A 26,605-nucleotide genomic window follows, 5' to 3' on the forward strand; every position below is an offset into this window, starting at 1 on the left:
AAGTAGTGGCTTTTGTGTTTTTGATTTAGGGCAGGGTTCCCTAAATTGCTGGTTTTTTTGGAAGTGTATATACACTTCCTGTCCTTGCTATTTACCGGTGGCACAGCCGCTGGAAGAGAGTCTTTTGAAAAGAACCCTCTATAGATAAGGTATTCAGAGAAGAAAAATAGGACATCGCAGATCTGAGGTATGACGAAAGAAGGATTCTATGGTATAGTAAAATCTGAATGAGAAAAGAGGAAAAGAGGTCTTACCGATGTCACGGAAAAACCATGAAATGATAGATGGAAAATTACTGCAGACTGACAAGAAATATGCTCAGTTGAAATTAAAGCAGAAAGAGAAGATTGCAGAATGGATGTTCCAGGCAACCAGGGATTATTATATGAAAAAATACACTTTCCCAAACGACAAACATCTGGAAGAAGTGGTGGATATTGTGTATGAAAAAATTGAAGATGCAGAAATCTGGATTCCGTATGGAGAGGTATTCAAGCATTACAAATCCAAACGATCGGATATCAATAAACGTATCAGAAGATCTCTGAATGAAAAAGAAGAGAGTCGGATTGAGAAGGTTTGCTTTATGAATATGTGTATGATCCAAGATGACAAAGGAAATGTGCTGGCATTGGATAAAGTGAATGACAGCTATACAGGGACAACTTTTCCAGGTGGTCATGTGGAGCAGAACGAGATATTTCAAAAATCTATGATCCGGGAAGTTTGGGAAGAAACAGGTCTTACGATTGAAACACCGAAGCTCTGCGGTTTATATCATTGGCATAAGGGTGGAGTACATTATGTGATTACGCTGTACAGAGCTGATAGATTTATCGGAGAATTGACAAGTTCGGAGGAAGGGCAGGTGTATTGGATTCCGCTGGAAGAATTAAAAACCAAAGAATTGGCTACAGGTATGGAATACGTTTTACAGATCTTGGAGTCTGAGCAGGTGAATGAGTGTTATATGCATCTGGAAGCAGATGGATATGTTGGAGATTTATATTAAACGAAGTATCTACTTGGGATAAAATAGTTGTTGTGATGAAAATGGGAGAACAATAATGAATGAAAAATTAGAAATGGCAAAAAATTCCTTATATAATGCAAATGAAATAAAGGATATTAAAGAAAATCCGGTTGTTGAATCAGTTTTATTGGCATCTATAAAGGCAATCCCTGTTTTGGGGGATTTAATTGATTCATCAATAAATAAGTTATTAAATGATTTTCAGCAAAAGAAAGAACAGGAATTGTTAGATGTTATTTTGTAAGATGATCATTCTATAACATCGGAAATGGTAAATGATGTAGAGTTTATCATCAATTTTGCACGAGCAAAAGAGGCAGTGCAAAGGTTGGCAACGACCGATAAAGTTGAGTATTTTGGAAATCTTATACGAAATGGTTATTTGCAGGGGAAACATATAGATGGTAGTATTTTTGATGAATATATTCACATATTGAATACTATGTCGTATAGAGAAATACAATATTTAGTTGAATACAAAAAATATTGTGAAGATTCATCTAAAAGAGGTAAATCAACGAAACACATAAATGGTAGAACATATAGCAACAAATACGAATCGTTTTGCAATGAATATTCAAAGCAAATAAAGGTATCTCCAGGAGAAGTTGATTACGTGTTCTTACATATTAAACAAACGGGATTCATTGAGGAAGAATTTGAAACAGAGTCTGGAGATGTAGATGAAAATGATAATACATTTGACTCATTGGATGTTGAAAGTAAGGGATATTATATAACAAAAGAGTTTCTGGATTTTTATGAAATGGTTTTGAAAAGAAATAAAAATAATGGATAAATAAAAAGCTACTTCTGTGAGGTTGACTTGCAGAAGTAGCTTTTTTTTAGATATTGGAGGGGGTAATAAATAAAGTTAATTGAATATCCAATCATCAAAAAGGGCACAAAAAACACTGTATTTCTACGGTGCGTTCTGTCAGATATATTCTGTTTTATGATAGCAGAAAACTGGAATTCACAGTTCTTCCATCCTTCCCATCTTCAGCGCCATAACAAGAGTTCCGGCTGCCATCACAAAGACACCAATTTCAATCACATAGATGGGAAGAAGCGCCGGACCTGCCACGGCAAAGAAGTCCACGATAAAATGAATCCCATATGCAAGAACCGCTGTAAAAGCCGCTGTCCTGCATTTGCCTGCCTTTACCGCCCGGTAGATCAGCAGTGACAACCCGATATGCAGAATGATGGCACTGATTCTTTCGATTCCGCTTACAAAAAAGAGTGGTGCCGGTGTTGTCCATAGGGCCGACAGCTGTGACACGATCTGGTTTGCAGACTCAGCAGGAAGTGCCGCCAGCGTATTCTGCATGGCTCCGCTGTTGATCATCAGCATGGACACAAGATTGCTGATTCCGGAGAGTCCTCCGATTAGAATGGCCTCCACACCGCCATGCCCGATTCCATACATCAGTGCATTTGGAAAATCCAGCCATTTCTTCATCCAGAACTTCATGGCAATCAGTCTTCCGGTCTCTTCAAAAACCGCTGCAGCCAAAGCCGCGTACACATAGTAAAGCCATGGCCTGCTCTGTGCGTTCAGTCCGCAGAACTGAATGACAAGAACATGCAGCTGCTGTTCCAACAGCATGGCAAACAGCAGATAGGTTCCTGCTCCGATAAAGAACGAGGAAATCCTTGCCTTAAGCTTCACCCTTCCTGCAATGAACAAAGCAATCGGTACCCCCATCGAGAGGACAACGGAGCAGATAACTCCCGCTATCGCCAGACCTGATATTGTGTTCAATTCCATCTTTATACCTCCCTGATTCTCAAAAAATTCCTTTATTGTATTTGAACTGTCCATACAATATAAAGCCTAATCCGACAATAACTGCTGGAAGAATGATATAATCTATAATTATTTCACTCCAAAACGAAATAATAAAACCTAATACAAGAGATATTCCTATAATCAGCGTTCCTGTGCCGACTGTTTTTCCATACTTTGGTATATCTTCTTCCTTTACTTTTCGCCTGTTATAAGAGTGAATTGTGCTGATATTGCCTTTGATATTTACAATTCCCACAACAGATATGAACACTCCCAAAATCAACATTATAATATTTTCCATAATGACCTCCTAAAAATAGAATAGTTCCTCAAATTTTTTGTCCAATGCAATACAAAGAATTAGAGCCAATTTTGCAGTTGGATTAAACTGTCCTGTTTCAATAGAACTAATGGTATTTCTTGATACCCCTACCATTTCTGCAAGCTGAGCTTGAGAAAGATTTGCTTCTGTGCGAACTTCCTTTAAGTGATTTTTCAGTTGTAATTGTTCTTTCATATTCTCACCTCTAAAAGATGGCTAACAAATCCAACAAATGCCAAAATGGAAAGCACAAAAAACAGAACAGTCAAGACCAAATCGCTCTTTCTCTTCATTTTGATAAAACGAACTAACCATTGTGTTGCAATAATGCTGAAGTATATAACCCACGGACTGTAAATCATAGTATGAGCAAGCACAGAAGATAACAGCGAAAGCAAACAACACACTAAAGCACCAACTCTGCTTGCGTGACTTCCGGCTTGATATACCACTTCCATTTCAGCCAAGTCCTTATTGCGATGTTCTTTTCTGCTTGCATTTAAGATTTCGTCCTTTTTCATAAAAACACCTCCATACCAAGTTTTCTTTGCATATTTTATATCATACACATACCAGGTTTTCTTGTCAATAGAGTTCATAAAAAAGTTACAACCGATATAAGAGATAACTTTTCTACCACTTGGATTATGCGTTAGATTGGAATCTTGCTAGTGTGAAGTATTATAGAACCAAATTGAAGGAAATGAATTATCTGAAGAGGCAGGGAAGTAGCCAAAAAGGGAAATGGGTGATATTAACAAAACGAGATTAACACTTGTATCAATTCATATTAAACTATGAAATGTAAGGAGAGAAAGATGCCTAGAAAACCATCATTAGACGGCAAAGATTCTAGTCTGAGAATCAGGATGTCACCAGAGCAAAAAGAAAAGCTAGTATCTTATGCAGAGAGACATTATCAGACTATGAGTAATGTAATATTCCAGGCGTTGGACATTCTTTACGCAAGAGAAGAACAACAAAATAATAAAGAGTAAAATGGAGTTATTTTGGAGTTTATTTCTTCATTTTTTAGCACTCCTCTTTGGCACTTTTTTGATAATCCCCTTTGTAAGAATCAGAAAATCCGATCCATACGGAGCACCAGAGAAAACATCAAAAAAAGACACAGAAACATAGAGAAAAAAATTAGAAGCCTTGCATCAGGGAACGTCCTGACGCAGGGCTTTTTCAGTCCTGAAAGAAAAGGGAAGAAAAATAGTGCAGTATCCCGGAAGCGCCGGAAAAGGAAGTTTTTACAAGTGAGTTTGCTAAAAAAATGCAAAGTGGGTGTGCGAAGGGACAGGACATATAAGCTTTGTATTCTATCTGGCAAACTAGACAGACTTAAAAGTCATATTCTACCTTCGAGGGGTATGCTTTTCATCTAAAATAGAGTACGATTAATAAAAAAAGGAGGTAGATGGATGGATCTTATCAAAATTGGAAAATATATTGCAGGTAAGCGAAAGTCATTGGGGATGACACAAAAGCAACTGGCAGAAAAATTAGGTATGAGTGATAAGTCTGTTTCTAAATGGGAGCGAGGAGTTTGCCTGCCGGATGTATCTGTTTATAAAGAACTTTGTTCAATTCTTGGTATTAGCCTCAATGAGTTTTTGGCTGGAGAAGATATAGCTCAAGAGAATATGATTCAGAAGTCAGAAACAAATATTATTGAAGTGATCAGAGATAATATAGATAAACAGAAATGTCTAAAGGTTATGAAATGTATATTATTAGTCATATCTATCTGTGCGGTATCAGTAATCGGATTTACCATATACCGTCTGAAAAAACCACAGAATTATATTTCTCCTGTTGCAAAGGATAGCATAGAAATGCAGACAGCAGAACTGCTTGCTGGACCGGATGGAGCATTTGTCTATAAGTTTATCACAACGGATGAATATAAAAAACTCAGATTACATATTTATCGATACGAATCAGGAAAATTGAGTGATCAGGACAAAGTTGAAATGGGATTTGAAGATATTGGTTCGCCAAAAAGTGGTGAAATCGTAATGGTGCCTGATTTCGATAATTATGTAATTAAGTTAATTATTTCTGGAGGTGGTAGTAGGTTGTCAACAGAAATTCCTATTTTAGAAAATGTAGAAAATAGAGAATACTATGGCAGAACAGCAACTGAAATAAAAAATGTCGTAGACATTAGATACGATAAGCAGCAGCCACTTATTGCCTTTGTTTATGATAATGATGAAATGAGTGTTCCGACTTTAGACGATTTTATAAATAGCCAAACAGATTTTCTTTCAAAAAATGATTATGTGTATTATGTGGCATTTGAGTTTTGTAAGTAATAGATTTGATAATATGTTTCGGATAGAGCTGTTCCGTAATTCATTTCCGGTGACAAATGAAAAAGAAAGGAGGTAGAGTGGAGAACAGACCTTAACGATACACAGCAAAAGATTATAAAGTTGCTTTAAGATCATCAATTATCAGCGGTTAAGTTAGCTGAAAAAATCGGGATTGTCAGTCGAAATATTGAGAACAATATTAAGAAGTTAAAAGAATATGGTATTCTCATAGGACATGGTTCTCCAAAGAATGGTTACTGGGAGATTATAGATAAAGATCTACAGGAGTGAGAAGTAAATTAATCCAAGATTAGTCAAATGCTGAGAGAAATAGACCTTCGCAGACGTAATGTTTGCGGAGGTTTTTTTGATAAAAAATTAATCACGATAATAATGTGATGATATCACAGAAAACAAATGAATTTCAGGTTATAATAAAGCCACAAAAGAAAAAACAAGGAGGACTGTAAAATGTCTGCTATTAATATCAATAAAAATAATTTTCAGAATGAAATAATGGATTCCGAGAAAACCGTCCTTTTGGATTTTTGGGCGCCTTGGTGCGCTCCCTGTCGTATGGTGGTTCCTGTCATAGAGGAGATTGCAGGTGAACGCCCTGATATCAAAGTTGGAAAGATCAATGTGGATGAGCAGCCTGAACTGGCAAGTAAATTTAGTATTATGAGTATCCCAACTTTGGTGGTTATGAAGAATGGGAAGATTGTACAACAGGTTTCAGGGGCGAGACCTAAGAAAGCGATTTTAGAAATGCTTTAATGAGGAAAGGTGGAAAAATAAGATGAAGGTAATAATCGTAGGCGGTGTAGCAGGAGGAGCTACAGCCGCAGCAAGAATACGCAGACTGGATGAACACGCAGAAATTATTGTGTTTGAAAGATCCGGATACATATCCTATGCGAATTGTGGGCTTCCATATTATATTGGAGACGTGATCACAGACCCGGAAGAACTTACATTACAGACACCAGAGAGCTTTTTTAAACGCTTTCGCATTAATATGAAAATTCATCATGAAGTTATCTCCATACATCCGGATCGTAAAACTGTTTCAGTGAAAAATTTGGAGAATGGTGAGATATTTGAAGAAAACTATGATAAGCTGATCCTTTCTCCAGGTGCAAAGCCAACACAGCCGAGACTTCCTGGAGTTGGTATTGATAAACTTTTTACACTTCGTACAGTAGAAGACACTTTTCATATAAAGGAATATATAAATAAGAACCATCCAAAATCGGCTATATTGGCAGGTGGTGGCTTTATTGGTCTGGAACTGGCAGAAAATTTGAGAGAGCTTGGCATGGATGTTACAATTGTTCAACGGCCTAAGCAGCTGATGAATCCTTTTGATTCGGATATGGCATCCATGATCCATAATGAAATGAGAAAGCACGGGATAAAATTGGTACTGGGTTATACGGTAGAAGGATTTAGAGAAAAGGACAATGGAGTAGAGGTTCTATTAAAAGATAATCCGTCCCTTCAGGCTGATATGGTGGTGCTGGCAATCGGCGTTACACCAGACACAGCATTAGCAAAAGAAGCCGGTCTGGAGCTTGGCATCAAGGGAAGTATCGTAGTGAATGACAGGATGGAAACTTCTGTACCGGATATTTATGCAGCAGGTGATGCAGTTCAGGTAAAACATTATGTTACGGGTGATGATGCGCTGATTTCTTTGGCTGGTCCAGCCAATAAGCAGGGAAGGATCATTGCTGATAATATTTGTGGTGGTGATAGCCATTATTTAGGAAGTCAGGGAAGCTCCGTTATCAAAGTGTTTGATATGACAGCAGCCACTACAGGTATCAATGAAACCAATGCCAAAAAGTCAGGATTAGAGGTAGATACAGTAATTCTTTCTCCTATGAGTCATGCCGGTTACTATCCTGGTGGAAAAGTGATGACCATGAAGGTGGTTTTTGAAAAAGAGACTTATCGTTTGCTTGGCGCTCAGATTATTGGATATGAAGGAGTTGATAAACGTATTGATGTGCTGGCAACAGCAATCCATGCAGGGCTGAAGGCAACCCAGCTGAAAGATCTGGATCTCGCATATGCACCTCCTTATTCCTCTGCCAAGGATCCTGTAAATATGGCCGGATTCATGATAGACAATATAGCAAAAGGTACCTTAAAACAATGGCATTTGGAAGATATGGATAAGATTTCTAAAGATAAAAATGTGGTGTTGCTGGATGTGAGGACTGTAGGTGAATTTAACAGGGGGCATATGAAGGGATTCAACAATATTCCTGTAGATGAACTAAGGGAACGAATTAGTGAAATTGAGAAAGGAAAGCCTGTGTATCTGATATGCCAAAGTGGTCTGCGCAGTTACATTGCCAGCCGTATTCTGGAAGGAAACGGTTATGAAACATACAATTTTTCCGGTGGATTCCGCTTCTATGATACAGTGGTTAATGACCGTGCGCTGATAGAAAGGGCATATGCATGTGGTATGGATTATTAAAAAATAATCACAATATTTTTATAATTTTCTCGTAGCATAAAAAGATCCCCCATTTATTAGAATGACTTTCATAATTCTGATAAATGGAGGATTCTTTAGATATTATAGAAAAACAGTTTTATGATTTTTGTAGTGTTTCCAGTCTTTTCGAATCCAGAATTGTGATTTTGCCGCGGGAGAGTTTGACGAGTCCTTCGCCTTGAAAGTATCGAAGCATTCGAGTGATAACTTCCCTGTGGGAACCAAGATGATTAGCAATCGTCTCATGAGTGATTTTCAATTCATTTGTTCCTTCGATAGAGGTCTCTTCTAAAAGAAATGAAGCAACACGCTTATCTAAACTCTTCCACATGATTTGTTCAATCAGCCACATGACATCAGAAAAACGGGTAGCCATTAACTCATTGGTATAGTTTGCAACGGGAGCAGATTCCTTCATGATGTCCTTATAGATCTCAGCAGGGATGATCCAAAGATCAGTATCTTTCTCTGCTTCAATGGTTACTTCAAATTGAATGGAGCGTATGATACATGAGGCGGATAAAAGACATATATCCATATCGAACAGACGGTAAAGTGTAATCTCCCGTCCTTCATCTGAAAGTATGTAGGTTCGAAGCTGCCCGGATTTAACCAGTAATAGTCCAGTACAATCCAGGTTTCCGTTGTGAATGATCGTTCCTTTTTTTACATCCCGTGTGATTAAATTGTCTGAAATTATTTTTTTCTGTGCTATATTTAAGTCATTCCATAGTGGAAAATAATTTTCGAAGTTCATAACAGTTATCTCCTTTACGAACATAGTATACTTGCTTTTTTTAGATGCGTCAATTGCATAATTGACATATGCCTTTTATAGGGCTATTATATAAGAAAAGCAAGAAAGGAGCAGTTTATGCCGAGACCAGTAAAATGCAGAAAAGTCTGCCATTTTCCCAATGTTTTAGAATTCCTTCCGGCAGATGATACGGAGAAAAAAGCACCCATTGTTCTGACAGTGGATGAATATGAGACAATTCGTCTTTTGGACAAGAAAGGTTATAGTCAGGAGCAGTGTGCAGTATCTATGCAGATCGCAAGAACAACGGTTCAACGAATTTATGAGATTGCCAGGAAGAAAATAGCAGATGCACTCATTGATGGACATCCACTTAGAATCGAGGGTGGAGATTTCAGAATTTGTGACGGTCAGAGCAGCAACTGTAGCTTTGGAGGCTGTTACAAACAGGAAATTTACAAAAAATATGCAGCAGAAAAAGGAGAAGGTATCATGAGAATAGCAGTAACATATGAAAATGGACAGATTTTCCAGCACTTTGGACACACAGAGACATTTAAGATTTATGATGTAGAAGAAGGGAAAGTGGTACATTCAGAGGTAGTAGATACCAATGGAAGCGGACATGGTGCATTGGCGGGAGTTCTTAATGCATTGAACGCAGATGTTTTGATCTGTGGCGGAATCGGAGGCGGCGCGCAGACAGCATTAGCGGCAGCTGGCATTAAGCTGTTTGGAGGAGTTTCCGGAGATGCAGATAAAGCGGTGGAAGCTTTTATTAATAAAACACTGGATTATAATCCGGATGTGAAGTGTTCTCATCACGAGCACAGCCACGGGGAAGGACATACATGTGGTGAGCATGGATGTGGAAGCCATAGCTGTCATTAAGAAGAATAGCAAAAAAATAATAATACGAAAGGATGTGTCAAGGCAATGGAGAAGTTACCGCAGCACATCCTTTTTGTGTTATTTTACAGAAAGACAGATTGTATTTTAAAGGAACAGATCGTGCAGTATTTCTTGATAAGAGAGAATTTACAGGACCAATCTACACACAAATCAAAGAAGCTGTAGATTTTGTATTGAGAAATATTCGACTCGGAGCAACGATTGATGGATTGGTGCGAAAAGAGAAATATGAGCTACCGCCGGAAGCAATCAGGGAAATTTTGTTTTTAGTTTGTATTCGATTGTCTGTGGTGGAAATGGGATTAAAAAGTAACACCTGGATTCTGTAAGGGGAAATGTTTGAGCGAGCATTATAAAGATATCTTTTTGGAGAATATTATGTTATAATCACTCAAGAGAGAGGTACGATAGATGAGTGGTAAGAAGAGAAATGTAATGTTGTTCGTTCTGCTGTTTACCTTGCTTCTGGGAGTGATCGTTCCGGTTCAGGCACAGTCGTACGGCGGGACAAAGATAATACGGGTGGCGTATCGTGAGGACGCAGACTTTATTAATAAAAGCAGCAGTGGAGTATACAAGGGATATGGAGTGGAATATCTGAATAAAATATCTCAGTATACCGGCTGGAGATATGAATATATCAATGAATCATGGGAAAATCAGCTGGCAGATCTGAAATCCGGAAAGGTAGACCTGATCTGCAATGCGCAGAAAACAGAGGCCAGGGAGGATTCCGTATTCTGATGGATGATTTTGGAAGTGGATATTCTTCCCTGAATATGCTGAAAGAAGCTCCTGTTGATGAGATCAAACTGGATATGCGTTTCTTAAGTGCAGCAGATCCTTATGGAAGAGCAGAAGAAATCCTGCACATGATCATTACTATGGGAAATCATATGAAGCTTTCCATTATTGCGGAAGGTGTGGAGACCGAACAGCAGAAGGTAATGCTTCAGGGGTTCGGCTGTAACAAGGCTCAGGGATATTTCTATGCCAGACCTATGAGGGAAGCAGAATATACAGAGCTGCTCAGAAAAGAAAAAGCAGAAAATTAGATGTACAGAAGGTTGAATAAAGGGCTGTCCGGGAATCATCAAAACCGGCAGCTCTTTGTCATCAGAAGACCAATCATATAAAAACTAATCATATAAACAAAAAAAGGAGAAAATTAAAAGATGTATTATGTACCAGACGGCACGAAAGAGTGCGGATATTATGAATGTAAAAAATGCGGCAACCGTTTTCTGTCTATGCAGACGATGAAGAGGATTCCATGCCCGGACTGTGAGGCTGAAATCGACTATGAGATCGGTCCGGACGAGTCACTGGAGGATGTGCTGGATACAGCAGAACTGATCCAGAAGATTGAGGGTGAAGAAGAGGTAGAGAAGATGGACACACTTCTGAGCCTTGCTCTGACCGGCGGAGATTACAGCTGGATCTAGTACAGCGAATATTAAGTAACTGCTATATTGACTTGTCTGATTTTTCGTCTGCGGCGTTGTCGTCAATCGCCGTAGCCACCGCTACGCCTCATTCCTCCGCCTTGCAGATGAAGAAATCATCCTGCGTCAATATAGCAGAAACTTAATTTTCGCTGTACTAGCCGACAAGTTGATTTGGCAAGGACTGCTATAACCTGAGTCCATAACGAATCCTAAAAAATTTTTATAATCTTATTTATTGACAGAGGAAATTATCGGTGTTATTATGTTTGTTATAAAACATACTAATTCGATAGGAATAATAGGTGTAAAGGAACTGACGATATGAAATATGATGTAGGTATCATTGGAAGCGGTCCGGCGGGTTTGAGTGCGGCAATCTATGCAAAGAGGGCTAATCTGTCAGCCGTAGTGATAGAAAAAGAATATGAAGGAACCGGACAGATCGCAGAAAGCGGACAGGTAGATAACTATCCGGGATTTCCGGGCATCAGCGGTTATGATCTGGGTGAGAACTTCCGGGAACATGCAGTGAAGCTTGGGGTATCCTTCATGGAACAGGAAGTAACAGAGATAAAGAAAGAAGCTTCATCAGATTTTGAACTTGTATTTGCAGATGGTTCGCAGGTGGAAGCGAAAACCGTAATCTATGCGGCGGGAGCCATACCGCGAAGAGCGAATATTCCGGGAGAACAGGAATATGCAGGAAAGGGTGTCTCTTACTGTGCAATCTGTGACGGATCATTTTACAGAGGTAAATCAGTCGCAGTTCTTGGTGGTGGAGATACAGCACTTGATGATGCTGTTTACCTGGCGGATGTGGCAGAGAAAGTATATGTGATCCACAGGAGAAAGGAATTCCGAGGAGCCGCTGTTACAGTGGCGAAACTGAGAGAGAAGGAAAACGTTATCTTCGTACTGGAGCATCAGGTAAAAGAGATCATCGGAGAGCAGAAAGTAACCGGAGTAGTTCTGGAAGATGCAGCTGTGATAGATGTGAACGGTGTATTTGTTGCTTACGGAGCAGTACCACAGACAGATCTTCTGAAAAAATTTGCAGTACTGGATGATTCAGGTTACGTCAGAGCAGGGGAGACAGGAGAAACCGCTCTGGAAGGGCTGTATGTGGCAGGAGATGCAAGAACAAAGAAACTGCGTCAGGTGGTAACTGCGGTTTCGGATGGTGCCAATGCAGCAACCGCAGTGGCAGAATATCTGAAATAGAAGAAACTGAGAGAGTATTACGATAATTCAACCGGCTGTAAGGATACCGGACAGCCGCAGATCTGGAAAAATATTTGAAAAAACGCTCTAAAAACACAAAGGAGAGATAAAAATGGCACAGAAAGTAGATTATGCAGCCTTAAAAAAAGGCGGATATATGAGACAGAAACAGAAAGGTTACGGTTCCCTGAGACTGGCAGTGGTCGGTGGAAACCTGACTGCAGAGAATATTAAGACAGTAGCAGAAGTAGCAGAAAAATACGGCCGCGGATATGTACATATGACTTCCCGTCAGGGCATTGAGATTCCCTTTATTAAAGTGGAAGAACTGGCAGAGGTAAAAGAAGCACTGGCAAAAGGCGGTGTGGGAACCGGTGTGTGCGGACCACGTGTACGTACAGTTACAGCCTGTCAGGGTTCAGAGGTCTGTCCAAGCGGATGTATCGACACCTACACACTGGCAAAAGAGCTTGATGAGAGATATTTCGGACGGGAACTCCCGCATAAATTCAAATTTGGTGTTACAGGATGCCAGAATAACTGCCTGAAAGCAGAAGAAAACGATGTTGGAATCAAAGGCGGCATGAACATCGAATATAAGGAAGACGACTGTATTTCCTGTGGTGTGTGTGTGAAAGCCTGCAGACAGGATGCACTGAAGATGGTGGACGGAAAAATAGAACTGGATGCGCAGAAATGTAATCATTGTGGTCGCTGTGTAAAGAGCTGTCCGGTGGATGCATGGAAAGGAACTCCGGGATATATCGTATCTTTTGGAGGAACCTTCGGAAATAATATCTATAAAGGAGAAGAACTGCTTCCTCTGATCCCGGATAAAGAAACACTGTTTCGTGTGACAGATGCGGCAATTAATTTCTTTGAAAAAAATGCAAATCCAAGTGAACGTTTCCGCAAAACATTGCAGCGTGTGGGAGAAGAAGATTTCCGCAGTCAGCTGAAAGATGCGTATGAAGGACAGTGAAAGGAGAACATAATGGCTGAATTAGATTTTGAAGTAACCGATGAGGTTGATATTACCGATAAAGTATGCCCCCTGACATTCGTGAAGGCAAAAGTAGCAATCGAAGAACTGGAGGATGGAGAGATTCTGGCTGTCCGCATGAACGATGGCGAACCAGTGCAGAATGTTCCGCGCAGCATGAAAGAAGAAGGGCATAAAGTACTGAAATTAACCGATAATGAAGATGGTACTTACACCATGTATGTAAGAAAGGTGGAAGACTGATGGCAGTACGGGTAAGCAAGACGGATTTTGAAGAGAAAGTCCTGAAGGAAAAACTTCCGGTTCTGGTGGATTTTTATTCAGATTCCTGCGTGGCGTGTAAAAAGCTGGCACCGGTTCTCGGAAATGCGGAAGACGATTATGAGGATAAGATTAAAGTATATAAAGTAAATACGAACTTTGATGTGGAGCTGGCAGAGCAGTATGAAGTGCAGGCAAATCCGACGTTGATCCTTTTTAAAGACGGACAGGCGAAAGACCGGAAAACAGGAGCATTGAAACAGGCAGAGTTAAACAGCTGGATTGAAGGATTACTCTAAAAAGAGAGCAGGCATAAAGGAGAAAAATATGTTTATCACAGTAGCAGGAGAGAAAAAAGAAGTAAAAGACGGACTGACACTTCCGGAACTGATCGCACAGGAAAATGTAGAGATGCCGGAATATGTAACCGTTTCTATTAATGAAGAATTTGTTGCATCAGAGGATAAAGAGTCTACCGTATTAAAAGAGGGAGACAATGTAGAATTTCTGTATTTCATGGGAGGTGGATGCTAAATGGCAATGACAGATGAACAGATCGAGCGTTATTCCCGTCACATCATCTTAAAAGAAGTGGGGGCAAAGGGACAGAAGAAGCTCCTGAAAGGAAAAGTACTGATCATCGGTGCAGGCGGTCTTGGTGCACCTGTGGCAATGTATCTGGCAGCAGCAGGTGTGGGAACAATCGGTATTGTGGATGCGGACGAGGTAGATCTTTCCAATCTGCAGAGACAGATCATCCACAGCACAGCAGATATCGGAAAAGCAAAGGTAAAATCAGCAAAGGAAACCATGAATGCCATGAATCCGGATGTGGAAGTAAAAACTTACCGGATGTTCGTAGACGCATCCAACATCCGCGAACTGATTCGAGAATATGATTTTATTATTGACGGAACTGATAATTTCCCGGCAAAATTTCTGATCAATGATGCATGTGTACTGGAGAAAAAACCATTTTCCCATGCAGGTATCATTCGTTTTAAAGGTCAGCTGATGACCTATGTACCCGGGGAAGGTCCATGTTACCGCTGCGTATTCAAAAATCCGCCGCCCAAGGATGCAGTTCCTACCTGTAAGCAGGCAGGTGTCATCGGAGCAATGGGAGGTGTCATCGGTTCCTTGCAGGCAATGGAAGCAATCAAGTATCTGATCGGTGTAGGCGATCTTCTGACAGGATATCTTCTGACTTTTGATGCGCTGACAATGGAATTCCATAAGGTTAAACTGCCGAAGGATACTCATAACTGTGCAGTATGCGGAGATCATCCGACAATCCTGGAACCGATCGACTACGAGCAGGAGGTCTGTGAGGAAACAGCAGGCCGATTTGCCACAAGAGATGAGCAGTAAATACAAGAAAACCTGATGCAAAACAGGAGAAAAGTATGGCTATAATAAGAATGAGAGATCATCTCTATGATGAAATCGTTAATTATGCAAAAGAGCATCTTCCGGAGGAAGCCTGCGGGCTTTTGGCCGGAGTGGAAACCGGGGAGGGAAGGGAAATCCGAAAGGTATATTTTCTGGAGAATAAAGATCATGCAGAAGATCACTTCACCTTGGATCCCAGAGACCAGATAAATGCGATCAGGGATATGCGTGCCAATGGATTGAAACCGCTGGGAAACTGGCATTCCCATCCGTCTTCTCCATCCCGTCCGTCAGTGGAGGATATCCGCCTTGCTTTTGATTCAAAGGCAAGTTATCTGATTCTGTCACTGATGGCGGACTATCCGGTATTGAACAGCTTTCATATTGAAGGTGGGGAATGGACAAAAGAGGATCTGAGGATTTATTCAGAAGAATATTATTTTTAAAGATTTACAGACAGGATAACAGAGGCAGAAATGTTTGAAGCAGGATTATTTGTGGAAACATTTCTGCCTCTGTTTATACTGTCAGCATATAAAAATTCCGTACATTGTAAAAGTATAGTAATCCTCGTAAATAATGCATCTTAATCCAGCCCATCATAGCATGAAATTTCCATAATAAAGTCGTGGCAAAATCATGTCAACTGCAGAATAAGGCTTGAAAGATTATGCAAAATAATGTAAACTCAAAGAGTTAAGATATGTAGACATTATGTATGCCTGTAACGTTTAAGTATAGTATATTCCCACAATGGCTGGACGGTTGCAGATAACAGATCGGTTACTATAATAATTTGAGCATCTCCGGTGCGGATATCCGGAGATGCTTTGCTTTGGAAATTGTGTGTGAGGGGTATAAAAAAAGTATGAGAAAAGATTCTGACAATGCAAAACTGTTGGAACCGGGGGAATTACCGTCCAAAAGAAAAGTCCTGGTCGTAGAAGATAATGAATTAAACAGAGATATCCTCTCTTCTTTTCTTGAAGAGAAATTTGATGTTTTTCTCGCAGAAAACGGGGAAGAAGGACTGGAACTTCTTTCCGAGCATTACAGAGAATTATCAGTAGTGCTGTTGGATATCTGTATGCCTGTGTGTGATGGATTTGAATTCCTCAGACGCAGAAACACAGATAAATTTCTGTCAACCATACCGGTTATCGTTATGACCGGAAGTAATTCAAAAGATGTAGAACTTCAATGCCTGGATCTTGGTGCAGTTGATTTTATTCCGAAGCCCTATAACTTTAAACTTGTAATGGGCAGGATCAACAGTGTGATCAAGCTGAGGGAGTCCGTAATGGCACTGACTGCAGTAGAACATGATGAGCTTACCGGAGTTTATACCAGACAGGCGTTTTTCTATCATGCAAAATCTTTTCTGAAAACCAGACCGGGGGAGAGATTTCATCTTGTAATTGCTGATATCAGAGATTTCAAACTGATTAACAGCAGTTACGGGGAGAAAGTAGGAGATGAAATCCTCTGCTATCTGGCAGGAGCTTATACAAAGATGCTGAAGACAGGTCTGGTATCCAGATATGGGAGTGATCAGTTCGTATGTATGACGTGTGATGACTGTGATCTGTCTTTGGAAACAGTGACAAAGATAGAAGAAGAAATCGCAGAGCATGCACCTGTTCCCAATCTTATGGTCAAATATGGAGTTTATCAGGATATTGATAAATCTTTACCTGTTTCTGTAATCTGTGACAGAGGATTTATGGCGATCAGAAGTATCCGCGATAACTATGGGTGTAACATTGCCTATTATACAGAGAAAATGAAACAGAAGCAGATGCAGGACCGCTTGCTGGAGAACAGATTTGAATCTGCGATTAAAAATAAAGAATTTATGGCATATTTCCAGCCGAAATATGATGTAAAAACAGAGAGGATCACAGGAGCGGAATCACTGGTGCGATGGATCAACCCGGATGGTTCCATGGTAATGCCCGGAGATTTCATCCCGCTATATGAAAAGGACGGACTGATCGTGAAGCTGGATGAATACATATTCCGGTATGTCTGCGAATTTCAGCGTGAACTGATGGAGAAGGGGCAGGAGCTGATTCCGATTTCTGTAAATCTGTCGCGTACAAGCATCCATCATTCCGATATTGTTGAACGTTATATGAAGATTGTAGAGGAGAATGGGATCCCGTTTTCCTGTGTGCCTGTTGAACTGACGGAAACAGCTACTCTGAATAATGTTATGATCAGAGATTTTACAGAGAAACTGGTAAATGCAGGATTTGCACTGCACATGGATGATTTTGGTTCAGGATATTCTTCACTGATCACATTGAGTGAATTACCGTTTAATACGCTGAAGATTGATAAGAGTCTGATTGACTGTATTCACCAGCAGAAGGGAAGAATGGTCGTGCAGCAGGTGATCATCCTGGCACATGGACTTGGCATGAAGGTGGTTGCAGAAGGTGTGGAGACTGCAGATCAGGTTGAACTTCTGAAGGAGATGGAATGTGACAATATTCAAGGATTCTATTATTCCAGACCATTGCCGAAAGCAGAGTTTGTTAAGAAGTCAGAAGAGAATTAGAAAAGAAAACAGAAAAATCATCATAAGGAACTTCCTGATAATATTTATCGGAGTTCTGTATGATGATTTTGTTATGTTATAGGAAATTACTCCGTAATGTTCCTATAACATAACAAAGCCCTTCGGGCAGGATTCTTTCTTGTAGCACTCCTCCTGAATGTATTATTGAAGAGGAGTGCTATAGTTTGAAACCGCTTTTTGTGGTTGGATCTTGGCTTGTGTATTTTTTGCTTTCTGATGAAATCAGATGTTTAACAGGTCACTGTATACTTTCAGTGCTCCGTCAGTGTCATGTGCAAGAACACGTTTTGCAAGGACTTTACCAAGCTGAACACCTTCCTGGTCGAAGCTGTTTAAGTTCCATACGAATCCCTGGAACATGATCTTGTTCTCGAAGTGAGCAAGTAATGCACCCAGAGATGCAGGTGTAAGTTCTTCACCTGTGATGATGCTGGAAGGACGTCCGCCCTTGAAGTTCTTGTTCAGGTTCTCATCCTTTTTACCGCATGCAAATGCTACGATCTGAGCAGCAACGTTTGCACAGAGTTTCTGCTGGCTTGTGCTGTTCTCGATATCTACGTCTACACCAAGCTGGCTCTTCTTAAAGCCGATGAACTGAAGCGGAACGATGTCAGTTCCCTGATGTAATAACTGATAGAAGGAATGCTGTCCGTTTGTACCTGGTTCACCGAAGATAACAGGTCCTGTTACATAGTCTACAGGTTCACCGAAACGGTTTACGGATTTACCATTGGATTCCATATCACACTGCTGTAAGTGTGCAGGGAAACGGCTTAATGCCTGAGAGTATGGGAGAACTGCTGTAGCAGGATATCCCTGTACGTTTCTCTCATAAACGCCGATCAGTGCATCCAGCATATCCGGGTTCTCAAGGATATTTTTATTTGTAGCAAGCTTGTCCTCGGCAGCAGCTCCATCGAGGATCTGTGCAAATACTTCAGGACCGAAAGCAAGAGAAAGGATCGCACCGCCTACACCGGAAACGGAAGAGTAACGTCCGCCGATATAGTCATCCATAAAGATTGCTGTAAGATAATCTTCGCTCTTTGCCAGAGGTGATGTCTCGCTTGTTACGGCAAGCATATGTTTGGATGGGTTTAATCCTGCTTTAACCAGAGCATTCTTTACGAAGGCTTCATTTGTCAGTGTTTCAAGAGTTGTACCGGATTTGGATACAACGATGAACAGAGCATGAGCAAGGTCTACGGAAGCAAGAACAGCAGCTGCGTCATCAGGATCTACGTTGCTGATAAATTTAGCTTCCATCTTGGATGTGTTGTTTGCTTTAGCCCAATTCTCAAGAGCAATATATAATGCGCGAGGACCTAAATCACTTCCACCGATACCGATCTGTACAACAGTTGTGAATTTCTCGCCGTTTTCGTTAGTAATCTCACCTGCGTGAACTTTATTTGCGAAGTCTGCGGCTTTCTTCTGCTGTGCAACGTAGAATTCACGTTTGTTGACACCATCAACTACTACGTCTTCGCCAAGCTGTGTACGTGCAAGGTGATGAAGAACCATACGTTTCTCTCCTGTGTTGATCACAGCACCGTTGTATAATTCCTGGAATTTGTCAATAAGCTCAGCCTCATCTGCCAGTTTTGCAAGTGCATCCAGAACTGTCTCATCAACCTGTTTTGCAGCGTAGTTGTAAGTTAAGCCGGCTGCCATCGGTGTGCTGTATTTCTTTACACGTTCAGCACCTTTCTCGCCTGCCATGGCATCTGCAATATTTACATGACCTTTCAGTTCGGCAAGCTTGCTGTAGGAAGCAAGAGTGTCGAGATTTTTCCATGTTGCCATAATAATATTCCTCCTTTAAGTGACTGCAGCTGTATGGCCACAGTTATTAACTATAATTATACTGAATAATTGTTCTAATTTCAATGCACGAATGTATGGGATTCAGAGATATTTCGGCACTGCTGCGCGAAAATTTTGTGAATATTTCTCTGGCTCGCTTTCATTACTGTGAACGGAGTGAACAGTAACCCGCTTTCCTGACAGCACAACTGTAAAATCAGTATATATTTGCAATAAGACCGGCAAAATGATATTATGTATAAAGTTACAGGCAGACAGTAATTTTACAGGGAGATAATTAAAAATGGAATTTTGGGATATTTATGATGAAAATAAGAAACCGACAGGACGCACAATGAAAAGAAATGACTGGTGTCTGAAGGACGGGGAGTATCACCTGACTGTACTTGGTGTCGTCGGCAGACCGGATGGTACATTCCTGATCACCAAACGTGTGATGACCAAGGCATGGGCTCCCGGCTGGTGGGAAGTATCAGGGGGTGCAGCCCAGGCAGGTGAGGAATCCTGCGAGGCTGTCCTTCGTGAAGTAAAAGAAGAAACAGGACTGGATGTACGAAATGCGGAAGGCGGATATCTGTTTACTTATAAGAGAGAGAATCCGGGTGAGGGAGATAACTACTTCGTGGATGTGTACCGTTTTGTCATGGATATTGATGAGAGTGACCTGCACCTGCAGACAGAGGAAACAGACGGATATATGTTTGCCACTGTTGATGAGATCAAAGCCTTTGCAGCAGAAGGGAAATTCCTGCATTATGACAGTATAAAAAAGGCGTTTGAGATGTAAGGTATGGGTATAACAGAGTAACAACAGTAATGGAAGCACAAAATAAAAACCATCATACAGGAATGATTTGACCTGTATGGTGGCTTTTTTGGCAATTGCAGAAAGCCTTTTTCAGACACGCTCTAAGATTATTTCATGGCGTTTCTGATTGCAGCCAGCAGTTCGTCATATTCCTCGTATGCCGGGATCTCCGGATAATCTGCCTTGATCTTGTCTGTACTGCGGAAGAGAAATCCTGCCTTGCTTGCCTGGATCATACCCAGGTCATTGTAGGAATCACCGCTTGCAATGGTATCGAATCCGATAGACTGTAAAGCTTTTACAGTAGTTAACTTGGATTGTTCCACTCTCATCTTAAAGCCTGTGATCTCACCGTTGTCTGCAACTTCAAGAGTGTTGCAGAATAAGGTAGGCCTGCCAAGCTTCTCCATGAGCGGTGCTGCAAACTGTGTGAAAGTATCGCTGATCAGGATTACCTGAGAGAAAGAACGAAGCTCATCCAGAAATTCCTTTGCGCCTGGAAGCGGATCAATTTTTGCAATCACATCCTGAATCTCTTTCAGTCCGAGACCATGCTCTTTCAGAATACCAAGTCTCCAGTTCATCAGCTTATCATAGTCCGGCTCATCACGTGTGGTTTTTTTCAGCTCCGGGATTCCGCTTGCTTCTGCAAATGCGATCCAGATTTCAGGTACCAGTACGCCCTCTACGTCAAGACATGTAATATACATAATAGAAATCCTCCTTTGTGTAAAACCTCTTTATTTTTGAAAATCCTTTAATGCTTTATTTAGTGAAATCATTCTAACATATTCTGAGAGTCCTTGCAAATTTAATTTTTGAGTAGTTCAAAAGGAGAAATAAAAACGAGTATTGACATAAAAAAACTAAAACCATATAATAGTTAGGCAACTAATGGATAGCAACCTAACTATTATATGGCTTTGCTATAGTATGGGTACTGATTTTAGGAGGTGCGGCGAGATAGACGAGGAAATGAAACAGAAGCTGAATGAGATGCATGTAGGCAGGCTGATACATATTTTATCCCATACAATGAAACGGCATAATCCGGCAGAGGTGATGGAGAATGACGATCTGACGACCATGCAGAAGCATGTGCTGAAATTTATCCTTCTGGAAACCATGCACAGAGATCTCTATCAGAAAGATATTGAAGAGGAATTCCAGATCAGGAAACCTACAGTGACAGGGATCCTGAAGCTGATGGAGAAGAACGGTTACATTTACAGAGAGAGTGCGAAACAGGATGCACGCCTGAAACAGATCATTCCCACAGAGAAAGCAGAGAAGATCCGTCCTGCAATCTTAAAGAGTATTGAAGAAGGCGAAGCCAAAATGCTCCGGGGAATTCCGAAGGAGGATGTGGAACTGTGCAAACAGGTTCTCTGGCAGATGTATGAAAACCGGAAAAAATCCTGCGATAGCAGGAATGATTTTTAACAGAAATAACGAGACACAAGGAGGACATTGACGAAGATGAATAAAAAACTTTTACGTTCAGTCCGGGAATACAAGAAGCAGTCTGTACTGGCTCCGGTCCTTGTAATCCTGGAAGTACTGATGGAAGTTCTGATTCCTCTGGAGATGGCGAAGATTATCGACGTAGGTATTGCAAACGGAGATATGAGCTATATCATCCAGCGTGGAGTCATCCTTGTTGCAATGGCAATGCTTTCCCTGTTCTTCGGCGTACAGGCCGGAAATATGGCGGCAGTTGCAGCAGCAGGATATGCGAAGAATTTACGACACGATATTTTTTATAAGGTGCAGGATTTTTCCTTTAAAAATATCGACCACTTTTCAACATCAGGTCTGGTCACACGACTGACCACTGATATCACAAATGTACAGCAGGCATACATGATGAGTATCCGCCTTCTTGCCAGGGCACCGTTTATGATCATCCTGTCATGGATTATGACACTGACGATCAACAAACCGATCGCAGTGCTTTTCCTGATAGTTGTTCCTGTCCTTGGCGGTACACTGATCTTTATTGCGAAAAAGGCACATCCGCATTTCATCAAGGTCTTTGATGAATATGACAACCTGAACAATTCCGTTCAGGAGAATGTAAATGCCTCACGTGTAGTTAAGGCTTTCGTAAGAGAGGACTATGAGATTGAGAAATTCCATGGAATTTCCAGATATGTTTATGATCTGTTTACTAAAGCAGAGAAAATCGTTGCATGGAACTCACCGGTTATGATGTTTGCCATGTATACTGTAATCATTATCATTGTTGCAATTGGCGGAAGAGGAATTGTTCTCGGTGGCATGGAAACCGGTGAGCTGACAAGTATCATTGTCTACGCACTTCAGATTCTCATGTCCCTGAACATGGTAACTTTCGTGTTTGTTATGATCATGATAGCAGAAGCATCCACAGACCGTATTGTAGAGGTTCTGGATGAAGTGCCTGAGATGCAGGATAAAGCTGATGCAGTGAAGAATGTGGCAGATGGTTCTATTGACTTTAATCATGTAGATTTCAGCTATGCAGGAGAGGGAGGAAATCTTTCCCTGAAGGATGTAAATCTTCATATTAAATCCGGTCAGACAGTAGGTATCATCGGCGGAACCGGAAGTGCAAAGTCTACCCTGGTGCAGCTGATCCCCAGACTCTATGATGTCACAAAGGGTAATGTCCAGGTGGGAGGCGTGGATGTACGCAACTACAATCTGGAAGTACTTCGTGACCAGGTTTCCATGGTACTTCAAAAAAATGTGCTGTTCTCAGGAAGCATCTATGACAATATTCGCTGGGGTGATGAACATGCCAGTGAGGAAGAAGTTCGGAGGGTCTGTAAGCTGGCCCAGGCAGATGGATTCGTCAGTGAGTTCCCGGATGGCTACGATACAATGATCGTTCAGGGCGGTAACAACGTATCCGGCGGTCAGAAGCAGCGTCTGTGTATTGCAAGGGCTCTTCTCAAGAAACCGAAGATCCTGATCTTGGATGACTCTACCAGTGCAGTAGATACAAGAACAGATGCCCTGATACGTAAGGCTTTCCGCGAGGAGATCCCGAACACAACAAAGATTATTATCGCACAGCGAGTTTCTTCTATTGAAGATGCAGATCAGATCATCGTACTGGATGACGGTAAGATTGCAGGTGTGGGTACTTCAGAAGAACTGCTGAAGACAAATGATATTTACAGAGAAGTATATGAATCACAGGTCAAAGGAGGCGGAGACGATGAATAAGAAGAAAAAATTAGATCAGAACACCATCCAAACTGCCAAAAGACTTCTGAAATATATGACAGGAACCCATAAGATACAGTTTATCATCGTATTTATCTGCATCTTTATCAGTTCCGCAGCAAGTATTGCAGTATCCCTGTCCCTGAAATTTCTGCTGGATGACTTTATCATCCCGCTGATCGGACAGACAGATCCGAACTTTGCAGAACTCTATAAGGCACTTGCAGTCCTTGGCTGTATTTTTGCACTTGGTGTGATTGCCACATTTATTTATACCCGAATGATGGTTTATATCGGTCAGGGTGTGCTTAAAAGTGTCCGTGATGATATGTTCGAGCATATGCAGACTCTTCCGATCCGCTATTTCGACCAGAATACAAACGGATCTGTCATGAGCCTCTATACCAACGATACAGATACCCTGCGACAGATGATCAGCCAGGCGATCCCGCAGGCACTGATGGCGCTGTTTACGATCGTGGTTACCTTTATTTCCATGTTACTGTTAAGTCCGCTGCTTACGATTCTGGCAGTTGTGATCATCTTTATCATGCTGAAGGTTACCAATAAGATTGGTTCCAACAGTGGCAAATATTTCATCCGTCAGCAGGTATCTCTGGCAGATGTGACCGGTTTCGTGGAAGAACGAATGAATGGTCAGCGTGTGGTAAAAGTTTTCAACCACGAAGATAAATCAAAAGAAGAATTCGACAAACTCAACGAAGCACTCTTCGAGAGTTCTGCAAACGCCAATAAATACGGAAACATGATGGGACCTGTGATCGGTAACATCGGTAACCTGCAGTTCGTACTGACAGCAGTACTTGGGGGACTTCTCTCTGTAACAGGTGTGGGCGGCATCACCCTCGGTGTTATGGCTTCCTATTTACAGTTCACCAAGAGCTTTACCCAGCCATTCATGCAGGTGGCACAGCAGTTCAACGCCATCGTTATGGCACTTGCAGGTGCAGAACGTATTTTCAGGCTCATTGACGAGAAGCCGGAAGAGGATGAAGGTTACGTAGAACTTGTTAATGCAAGAAAGGATGCCAGCGGCAATATCACAGAATGCAAAGAGAGAACAGGTATGTGGGCATGGAAACATCCACATTCTGCAGATGGTTCCGTTACTTATACAGAACTGACAGGAGATGTCCGATTCGAAGATGTTACATTCGGATATAACCCGGATAAAGTTATTCTGAAAGACATCAGCCTCTTCGCCAAACCGGGACAGAAACTTGCTTTCGTAGGCTCTACAGGTGCAGGAAAGACAACGATCACAAATCTGATCAACCGTTTCTACGATATTCAGGAAGGTAAGATCCGTTACGATGGAATCAATATTACCAAGATTAAGAAGGATGACCTGAGACGTTCTCTGGGAATCGTACTTCAGGATACTCACCTGTTTACAGGAACTATTAAAGAAAACATCCGCTACGGTAAACTGGATGCCACAGATGAGGAAGTATACGAGGCAGCAAGACTGGCTCATGCAGACCAGTTTATCAAAATGCTTCCAAAAGGATATGATACCATGTTAAGCGGAGACGGTGAGGAACTGTCCCAGGGACAGCGCCAGCTTCTCTCCATTGCAAGAGCAGCAGTAGCCAATCCGCCTGTACTGATCCTGGATGAAGCAACCTCAAGTATTGATACCCGTACAGAGAGTATCGTACAGAAAGGTATGGATAACCTGATGAAAGGCCGTACTGTATTTGTGATCGCCCATCGACTTTCAACCATCAGAAACAGCGATGCCATCATCGTACTGGATCATGGAAAGATCATTGAAAGAGGCGACCATGAAGACCTCATTAAGTTAAAAGGAACTTATTATCAGCTTTATACCGGTAAGCTGGAATTGTCATAAGGAACTATCAGAAAGACTGCAATTATTTCAGAACATGAATAATTGTGGTCTTTCTTTGCGGGCGTTGCGTTTTCTGCGTTATAATGCTATGATCGTACAGGTATGTGGATCACAGATGATGAAGTTCCGGTTTACGGATAAAAAAGAAAAATTATGTAGCAGCAAGGGAGAGATATACGATGGTAAAGATAGATCTGATCACTGGTTTTCTTGGTTCAGGGAAGACGACGTTTATCAGGAAGTATGCGCAGTATCTGATGGATGCTGGTAATAATATTGGGATTCTGGAGAATGATTACGGGGCTGTGAATGTGGATATGATGTTGCTTCAGGATCTGATGGGAGAGAACTGTGAGCTGGAGATGATCTCAGGAGGGTGTGATAAGGACTGCCACAGGAGGAGATTTAAGACGAAACTGATTGCTATGGGTATGTGCGGTTATGACCGTGTGATCGTGGAGCCGTCTGGGATTTTTGATGTGGATGAGTTCTTTGATATTCTTCATGAGGAGCCGTTAAACCGTTGGTATCAGATTGGGAATGTGATTGCAATTGTGGATTCTAAGCTGGAGCGTGATCTGTCAGAGGAGGCGGATTTCATTCTGGCTTCTGAGGTGGCAGATGCCGGATGCATTGTGATGAGCAAGAGCCAGGACGCATCACCCGAGGAAATCCAGGGTACGATTAAGCATGTGAATCAGGCGTTGGAGAAGGTTCATTGCAGCAGGAGATTTCATTGTGAAATGAATGGTGTGGATACTGCTAATGTTATCCACAAGAATTGGGATGAGATGTCGAAAGAGGACTTTGACCGGATTGCATCCTGTGGATATGTGATGGCAAGCTACAGGAAACCGGAGTTTGAGGCAGAGGGTGCCTTTACTTCTCTGTACTTTATGAATGTGAAGATGACTGAGAAGGAGCTGCGGGAAGCAGCTGAGAAGATTCTGTCTGATCCTGAATGTGGGCGTGTGTTCCGAATGAAGGGATTTATGAGAGTAGACAGTGACAGCGAAGACGGTTCTGGACTATCTGCATGGGCAGAGTGCGATAGACGGCAGTGGATTGAATTAAATGCTACGAAGAATGAAATTACAATCCGACCGCTTCATGTAGGACAGGAGGTCCTGATCGTGATTGGAGAAGAACTGCATGAGGAGAAAATTAAATCCTATCTGAAAATCTGAGATTTGAACGCAGGTCGCGAAGTGACTGCGTTCATGAGCAAGTAGCGAAGCGGATTGCGAGTTACTGTTCACACACCACTATCCCGCGAGGTGTTTTGGCATGAATATGCCAAAATCCCGAGACATACAA

Annotated in this window: 32 protein-coding genes; 25 read left to right on the forward strand and 7 right to left on the reverse strand. The window is 41.4% G+C overall.

Annotation, left to right across the window (positions count from 1 at the left end):
- Positions 1 to 256 precede the first annotated feature (256 nt).
- The 3 genes from LI074_RS10290 (at position 257) to LI074_RS10300 (ending at position 1,832) form a co-directional block, all read left to right on the forward strand.
- Complete coding sequence (locus tag LI074_RS10290; RefSeq protein ID WP_025581238.1) at positions 257 to 1,012, forward strand: 8-oxo-dGTP diphosphatase; 756 nt, start codon at positions 257 to 259, stop codon at positions 1,010 to 1,012.
- A gap of 55 nt (positions 1,013 to 1,067) precedes the next feature.
- On the forward strand, positions 1,068 to 1,277 hold the full coding sequence (locus LI074_RS10295) for a hypothetical protein (RefSeq protein ID WP_173697953.1): 210 nt from the start codon (positions 1,068 to 1,070) through the stop codon (positions 1,275 to 1,277).
- An 84-nt stretch (positions 1,278 to 1,361) separates the two neighbouring features.
- Positions 1,362 to 1,832 carry a hypothetical protein gene (locus LI074_RS10300; RefSeq protein ID WP_144136853.1) on the forward strand — a complete coding sequence of 157 codons (471 nt, stop codon included), beginning with the start codon at positions 1,362 to 1,364 and terminating at the stop codon, positions 1,830 to 1,832.
- Positions 1,833 to 2,009: 177 nt separating this feature from the next.
- On the opposite strand, the gene LI074_RS10305 is transcribed toward LI074_RS10300, so the two are convergent.
- From LI074_RS10305 to LI074_RS10320, 4 genes are read right to left on the reverse strand one after another with little or no spacing between them, the layout of a single operon-like run.
- Positions 2,010 to 2,807, reverse strand: coding sequence for a YhfC family intramembrane metalloprotease (locus LI074_RS10305; RefSeq protein WP_161293065.1), 798 nt, complete (start codon positions 2,805 to 2,807; stop codon positions 2,010 to 2,012).
- A gap of 19 nt (positions 2,808 to 2,826) precedes the next feature.
- A complete protein-coding gene (locus LI074_RS10310) occupies positions 2,827 to 3,129 on the reverse strand; it encodes a hypothetical protein (protein ID WP_161234091.1) in 303 nt (100 codons plus the stop codon).
- Positions 3,130 to 3,138: 9 nt separating this feature from the next.
- Positions 3,139 to 3,345 carry a helix-turn-helix transcriptional regulator gene (locus LI074_RS10315; protein ID WP_003865061.1) on the reverse strand — a complete coding sequence of 69 codons (207 nt, stop codon included), beginning with the start codon at positions 3,343 to 3,345 and terminating at the stop codon, positions 3,139 to 3,141.
- Positions 3,342 to 3,671 (reverse strand): DUF6442 family protein, encoded by a 330-nt coding sequence (locus LI074_RS10320; protein ID WP_005608366.1) that lies wholly within the window; start codon positions 3,669 to 3,671, stop codon positions 3,342 to 3,344. The genes LI074_RS10315 and LI074_RS10320 overlap by 4 nt, the downstream gene beginning before the upstream one ends.
- Positions 3,672 to 3,968: 297 nt before the next feature.
- On the opposite strand from LI074_RS10320, the gene LI074_RS10325 reads away from it, so the two are divergent.
- The 4 genes from LI074_RS10325 (at position 3,969) to LI074_RS10340 (ending at position 7,965) form a co-directional block, all read left to right on the forward strand.
- Entirely contained in the window at positions 3,969 to 4,148 is a 180-nt protein-coding gene (locus LI074_RS10325; protein WP_008705291.1) for a hypothetical protein, read from the forward strand.
- Between the two features lie 429 nt (positions 4,149 to 4,577).
- Positions 4,578 to 5,474, forward strand: coding sequence for a helix-turn-helix domain-containing protein (locus tag LI074_RS10330; protein ID WP_055057805.1), 897 nt, complete (start codon positions 4,578 to 4,580; stop codon positions 5,472 to 5,474).
- 471 nt (positions 5,475 to 5,945) lie between these two features.
- Positions 5,946 to 6,251, forward strand: coding sequence for a thioredoxin (gene trxA, locus LI074_RS10335; RefSeq protein ID WP_118593370.1), 306 nt, complete (start codon positions 5,946 to 5,948; stop codon positions 6,249 to 6,251).
- A 22-nt stretch (positions 6,252 to 6,273) separates the two neighbouring features.
- A complete protein-coding gene (locus LI074_RS10340) occupies positions 6,274 to 7,965 on the forward strand; it encodes an FAD-dependent oxidoreductase (protein ID WP_118593371.1) in 1,692 nt (563 codons plus the stop codon).
- A gap of 118 nt (positions 7,966 to 8,083) precedes the next feature.
- Here LI074_RS10340 and LI074_RS10345 read toward each other — a convergent pair whose 3' ends face one another.
- Positions 8,084 to 8,767 (reverse strand): Crp/Fnr family transcriptional regulator, encoded by a 684-nt coding sequence (locus tag LI074_RS10345; protein ID WP_055151667.1) that lies wholly within the window; start codon positions 8,765 to 8,767, stop codon positions 8,084 to 8,086.
- A 93-nt stretch (positions 8,768 to 8,860) separates the two neighbouring features.
- Here LI074_RS10345 and LI074_RS10350 point away from each other — a divergent pair, with 93 nt between their 5' ends.
- From LI074_RS10350 to LI074_RS10410, 13 genes are all read left to right on the forward strand, one after another.
- On the forward strand, positions 8,861 to 9,634 hold the full coding sequence (locus LI074_RS10350) for a NifB/NifX family molybdenum-iron cluster-binding protein (RefSeq protein ID WP_118593373.1): 774 nt from the start codon (positions 8,861 to 8,863) through the stop codon (positions 9,632 to 9,634).
- A gap of 98 nt (positions 9,635 to 9,732) precedes the next feature.
- Positions 9,733 to 9,984: a hypothetical protein gene (locus LI074_RS10355; protein ID WP_330380698.1), complete on the forward strand. Its 252-nt coding sequence runs from the start codon at positions 9,733 to 9,735 to the stop codon at positions 9,982 to 9,984.
- 82 nt (positions 9,985 to 10,066) lie between these two features.
- Entirely contained in the window at positions 10,067 to 10,399 is a 333-nt protein-coding gene (locus LI074_RS10360; RefSeq protein WP_055054153.1) for a transporter substrate-binding domain-containing protein, read from the forward strand.
- The gene (locus LI074_RS10365) at positions 10,399 to 10,710 is read left to right on the forward strand and encodes an EAL domain-containing protein (protein ID WP_055054154.1); all 312 of its coding nucleotides are present in this window, start codon (positions 10,399 to 10,401) and stop codon (positions 10,708 to 10,710) included. Before LI074_RS10360 ends, LI074_RS10365 begins: the two co-directional genes overlap by 1 nt.
- Positions 10,711 to 10,830: 120 nt before the next feature.
- On the forward strand, positions 10,831 to 11,100 hold the full coding sequence (locus LI074_RS10370; protein WP_008705279.1) for a hypothetical protein: 270 nt from the start codon (positions 10,831 to 10,833) through the stop codon (positions 11,098 to 11,100).
- A gap of 324 nt (positions 11,101 to 11,424) precedes the next feature.
- Positions 11,425 to 12,324 carry an NAD(P)/FAD-dependent oxidoreductase gene (locus tag LI074_RS10375; RefSeq protein ID WP_173697952.1) on the forward strand — a complete coding sequence of 300 codons (900 nt, stop codon included), beginning with the start codon at positions 11,425 to 11,427 and terminating at the stop codon, positions 12,322 to 12,324.
- Between the two features lie 112 nt (positions 12,325 to 12,436).
- Positions 12,437 to 13,306, forward strand: coding sequence for a 4Fe-4S binding protein (locus LI074_RS10380; RefSeq protein ID WP_022379859.1), 870 nt, complete (start codon positions 12,437 to 12,439; stop codon positions 13,304 to 13,306).
- Between the two features lie 12 nt (positions 13,307 to 13,318).
- Positions 13,319 to 13,570: a sulfurtransferase TusA family protein gene (locus tag LI074_RS10385; protein WP_008705273.1), complete on the forward strand. Its 252-nt coding sequence runs from the start codon at positions 13,319 to 13,321 to the stop codon at positions 13,568 to 13,570.
- Positions 13,570 to 13,887: a thioredoxin gene (gene trxA, locus LI074_RS10390; protein ID WP_008705272.1), complete on the forward strand. Its 318-nt coding sequence runs from the start codon at positions 13,570 to 13,572 to the stop codon at positions 13,885 to 13,887. The genes LI074_RS10385 and trxA (LI074_RS10390) overlap by 1 nt, the downstream gene beginning before the upstream one ends.
- Before the next feature lie 28 nt (positions 13,888 to 13,915).
- Positions 13,916 to 14,122, forward strand: a complete 207-nt coding sequence (gene thiS / locus LI074_RS10395) for a sulfur carrier protein ThiS (RefSeq protein WP_008705271.1) — start codon at positions 13,916 to 13,918, stop codon at positions 14,120 to 14,122.
- Positions 14,123 to 14,959 (forward strand): HesA/MoeB/ThiF family protein, encoded by an 837-nt coding sequence (locus tag LI074_RS10400; RefSeq protein WP_173697951.1) that lies wholly within the window; start codon positions 14,123 to 14,125, stop codon positions 14,957 to 14,959. It abuts the gene before it with no gap.
- A 35-nt stretch (positions 14,960 to 14,994) separates the two neighbouring features.
- Positions 14,995 to 15,426, forward strand: coding sequence for a M67 family metallopeptidase (locus LI074_RS10405; protein WP_055054157.1), 432 nt, complete (start codon positions 14,995 to 14,997; stop codon positions 15,424 to 15,426).
- A 422-nt stretch (positions 15,427 to 15,848) separates the two neighbouring features.
- Positions 15,849 to 17,543: a two-component system response regulator gene (locus LI074_RS10410; protein ID WP_243278866.1), complete on the forward strand. Its 1,695-nt coding sequence runs from the start codon at positions 15,849 to 15,851 to the stop codon at positions 17,541 to 17,543.
- A 243-nt stretch (positions 17,544 to 17,786) separates the two neighbouring features.
- On the opposite strand, the gene LI074_RS10415 is transcribed toward LI074_RS10410, so the two are convergent.
- On the reverse strand, positions 17,787 to 19,370 hold the full coding sequence (locus LI074_RS10415; protein ID WP_008705267.1) for a glucose-6-phosphate isomerase: 1,584 nt from the start codon (positions 19,368 to 19,370) through the stop codon (positions 17,787 to 17,789).
- A 304-nt stretch (positions 19,371 to 19,674) separates the two neighbouring features.
- Between LI074_RS10415 and LI074_RS10420 the strand changes: the two genes are divergently transcribed.
- Positions 19,675 to 20,178: an NUDIX hydrolase gene (locus tag LI074_RS10420; protein WP_008705266.1), complete on the forward strand. Its 504-nt coding sequence runs from the start codon at positions 19,675 to 19,677 to the stop codon at positions 20,176 to 20,178.
- 128 nt (positions 20,179 to 20,306) lie between these two features.
- Here LI074_RS10420 and thrH read toward each other — a convergent pair whose 3' ends face one another.
- On the reverse strand, positions 20,307 to 20,909 hold the full coding sequence (gene thrH / locus LI074_RS10425) for a bifunctional phosphoserine phosphatase/homoserine phosphotransferase ThrH (RefSeq protein WP_026650356.1): 603 nt from the start codon (positions 20,907 to 20,909) through the stop codon (positions 20,307 to 20,309).
- 265 nt (positions 20,910 to 21,174) lie between these two features.
- Here thrH and LI074_RS10430 point away from each other — a divergent pair, with 265 nt between their 5' ends.
- From LI074_RS10430 to LI074_RS10445, 4 genes are all read left to right on the forward strand, one after another.
- Entirely contained in the window at positions 21,175 to 21,642 is a 468-nt protein-coding gene (locus tag LI074_RS10430; protein WP_081018880.1) for a MarR family winged helix-turn-helix transcriptional regulator, read from the forward strand.
- Positions 21,643 to 21,678: 36 nt separating this feature from the next.
- Positions 21,679 to 23,412 (forward strand): ABC transporter ATP-binding protein, encoded by a 1,734-nt coding sequence (locus LI074_RS10435; protein ID WP_062808183.1) that lies wholly within the window; start codon positions 21,679 to 21,681, stop codon positions 23,410 to 23,412.
- A complete protein-coding gene (locus LI074_RS10440; RefSeq protein ID WP_062808182.1) occupies positions 23,405 to 25,288 on the forward strand; it encodes an ABC transporter ATP-binding protein in 1,884 nt (627 codons plus the stop codon). The genes LI074_RS10435 and LI074_RS10440 overlap by 8 nt, the downstream gene beginning before the upstream one ends.
- Positions 25,289 to 25,467: 179 nt before the next feature.
- Entirely contained in the window at positions 25,468 to 26,475 is a 1,008-nt protein-coding gene (locus LI074_RS10445) for a GTP-binding protein (RefSeq protein ID WP_055054159.1), read from the forward strand.
- The last annotated feature ends 130 nt before the right edge of the window (positions 26,476 to 26,605 follow it).

The organism is Blautia sp. MSK18_10 (assembly GCF_020553185.1).
Taxonomy (GTDB): domain Bacteria; phylum Bacillota; class Clostridia; order Lachnospirales; family Lachnospiraceae; genus Blautia_A; species Blautia_A wexlerae.

Excerpts from the sequence above, each read along its gene's own strand:
- LI074_RS10365 (WP_055054154.1), top strand. The coding sequence starts at position 10,399 with ATGGATGATTTTGGAAGTGGATATTCTTCCCTGAATATGCTGAAAGAA.
- LI074_RS10415 (WP_008705267.1), bottom strand. The coding sequence starts at position 19,370 with ATGGCAACATGGAAAAATCTCGACACTCTTGCTTCCTACAGCAAGCTT.
- LI074_RS10410 (WP_243278866.1), top strand. The coding sequence starts at position 15,849 with ATGAGAAAAGATTCTGACAATGCAAAACTGTTGGAACCGGGGGAATTA.
- thrH (WP_026650356.1), bottom strand. The coding sequence starts at position 20,909 with ATGTATATTACATGTCTTGACGTAGAGGGCGTACTGGTACCTGAAATC.
- LI074_RS10360 (WP_055054153.1), top strand. The coding sequence starts at position 10,067 with ATGAGTGGTAAGAAGAGAAATGTAATGTTGTTCGTTCTGCTGTTTACC.
- trxA (WP_118593370.1), top strand. The coding sequence starts at position 5,946 with ATGTCTGCTATTAATATCAATAAAAATAATTTTCAGAATGAAATAATG.
- LI074_RS10445 (WP_055054159.1), top strand. The coding sequence starts at position 25,468 with ATGGTAAAGATAGATCTGATCACTGGTTTTCTTGGTTCAGGGAAGACG.
- LI074_RS10345 (WP_055151667.1), bottom strand. The coding sequence starts at position 8,767 with ATGTTCGTAAAGGAGATAACTGTTATGAACTTCGAAAATTATTTTCCA.
- LI074_RS10420 (WP_008705266.1), top strand. The coding sequence starts at position 19,675 with ATGGAATTTTGGGATATTTATGATGAAAATAAGAAACCGACAGGACGC.
- thiS (WP_008705271.1), top strand. The coding sequence starts at position 13,916 with ATGTTTATCACAGTAGCAGGAGAGAAAAAAGAAGTAAAAGACGGACTG.
- LI074_RS10305 (WP_161293065.1), bottom strand. The coding sequence starts at position 2,807 with ATGGAATTGAACACAATATCAGGTCTGGCGATAGCGGGAGTTATCTGC.
- LI074_RS10315 (WP_003865061.1), bottom strand. The coding sequence starts at position 3,345 with ATGAAAGAACAATTACAACTGAAAAATCACTTAAAGGAAGTTCGCACA.
- LI074_RS10370 (WP_008705279.1), top strand. The coding sequence starts at position 10,831 with ATGTATTATGTACCAGACGGCACGAAAGAGTGCGGATATTATGAATGT.
- trxA (WP_008705272.1), top strand. The coding sequence starts at position 13,570 with ATGGCAGTACGGGTAAGCAAGACGGATTTTGAAGAGAAAGTCCTGAAG.
- LI074_RS10330 (WP_055057805.1), top strand. The coding sequence starts at position 4,578 with ATGGATCTTATCAAAATTGGAAAATATATTGCAGGTAAGCGAAAGTCA.
- LI074_RS10405 (WP_055054157.1), top strand. The coding sequence starts at position 14,995 with ATGGCTATAATAAGAATGAGAGATCATCTCTATGATGAAATCGTTAAT.
- LI074_RS10430 (WP_081018880.1), top strand. The coding sequence starts at position 21,175 with ATGAAACAGAAGCTGAATGAGATGCATGTAGGCAGGCTGATACATATT.
- LI074_RS10290 (WP_025581238.1), top strand. The coding sequence starts at position 257 with ATGTCACGGAAAAACCATGAAATGATAGATGGAAAATTACTGCAGACT.
- LI074_RS10350 (WP_118593373.1), top strand. The coding sequence starts at position 8,861 with ATGCCGAGACCAGTAAAATGCAGAAAAGTCTGCCATTTTCCCAATGTT.
- LI074_RS10320 (WP_005608366.1), bottom strand. The coding sequence starts at position 3,671 with ATGAAAAAGGACGAAATCTTAAATGCAAGCAGAAAAGAACATCGCAAT.
- LI074_RS10385 (WP_008705273.1), top strand. The coding sequence starts at position 13,319 with ATGGCTGAATTAGATTTTGAAGTAACCGATGAGGTTGATATTACCGAT.
- LI074_RS10310 (WP_161234091.1), bottom strand. The coding sequence starts at position 3,129 with ATGGAAAATATTATAATGTTGATTTTGGGAGTGTTCATATCTGTTGTG.
- LI074_RS10325 (WP_008705291.1), top strand. The coding sequence starts at position 3,969 with ATGCCTAGAAAACCATCATTAGACGGCAAAGATTCTAGTCTGAGAATC.
- LI074_RS10400 (WP_173697951.1), top strand. The coding sequence starts at position 14,123 with ATGGCAATGACAGATGAACAGATCGAGCGTTATTCCCGTCACATCATC.
- LI074_RS10375 (WP_173697952.1), top strand. The coding sequence starts at position 11,425 with ATGAAATATGATGTAGGTATCATTGGAAGCGGTCCGGCGGGTTTGAGT.
- LI074_RS10340 (WP_118593371.1), top strand. The coding sequence starts at position 6,274 with ATGAAGGTAATAATCGTAGGCGGTGTAGCAGGAGGAGCTACAGCCGCA.
- LI074_RS10440 (WP_062808182.1), top strand. The coding sequence starts at position 23,405 with ATGAATAAGAAGAAAAAATTAGATCAGAACACCATCCAAACTGCCAAA.
- LI074_RS10295 (WP_173697953.1), top strand. The coding sequence starts at position 1,068 with ATGAATGAAAAATTAGAAATGGCAAAAAATTCCTTATATAATGCAAAT.
- LI074_RS10435 (WP_062808183.1), top strand. The coding sequence starts at position 21,679 with ATGAATAAAAAACTTTTACGTTCAGTCCGGGAATACAAGAAGCAGTCT.
- LI074_RS10380 (WP_022379859.1), top strand. The coding sequence starts at position 12,437 with ATGGCACAGAAAGTAGATTATGCAGCCTTAAAAAAAGGCGGATATATG.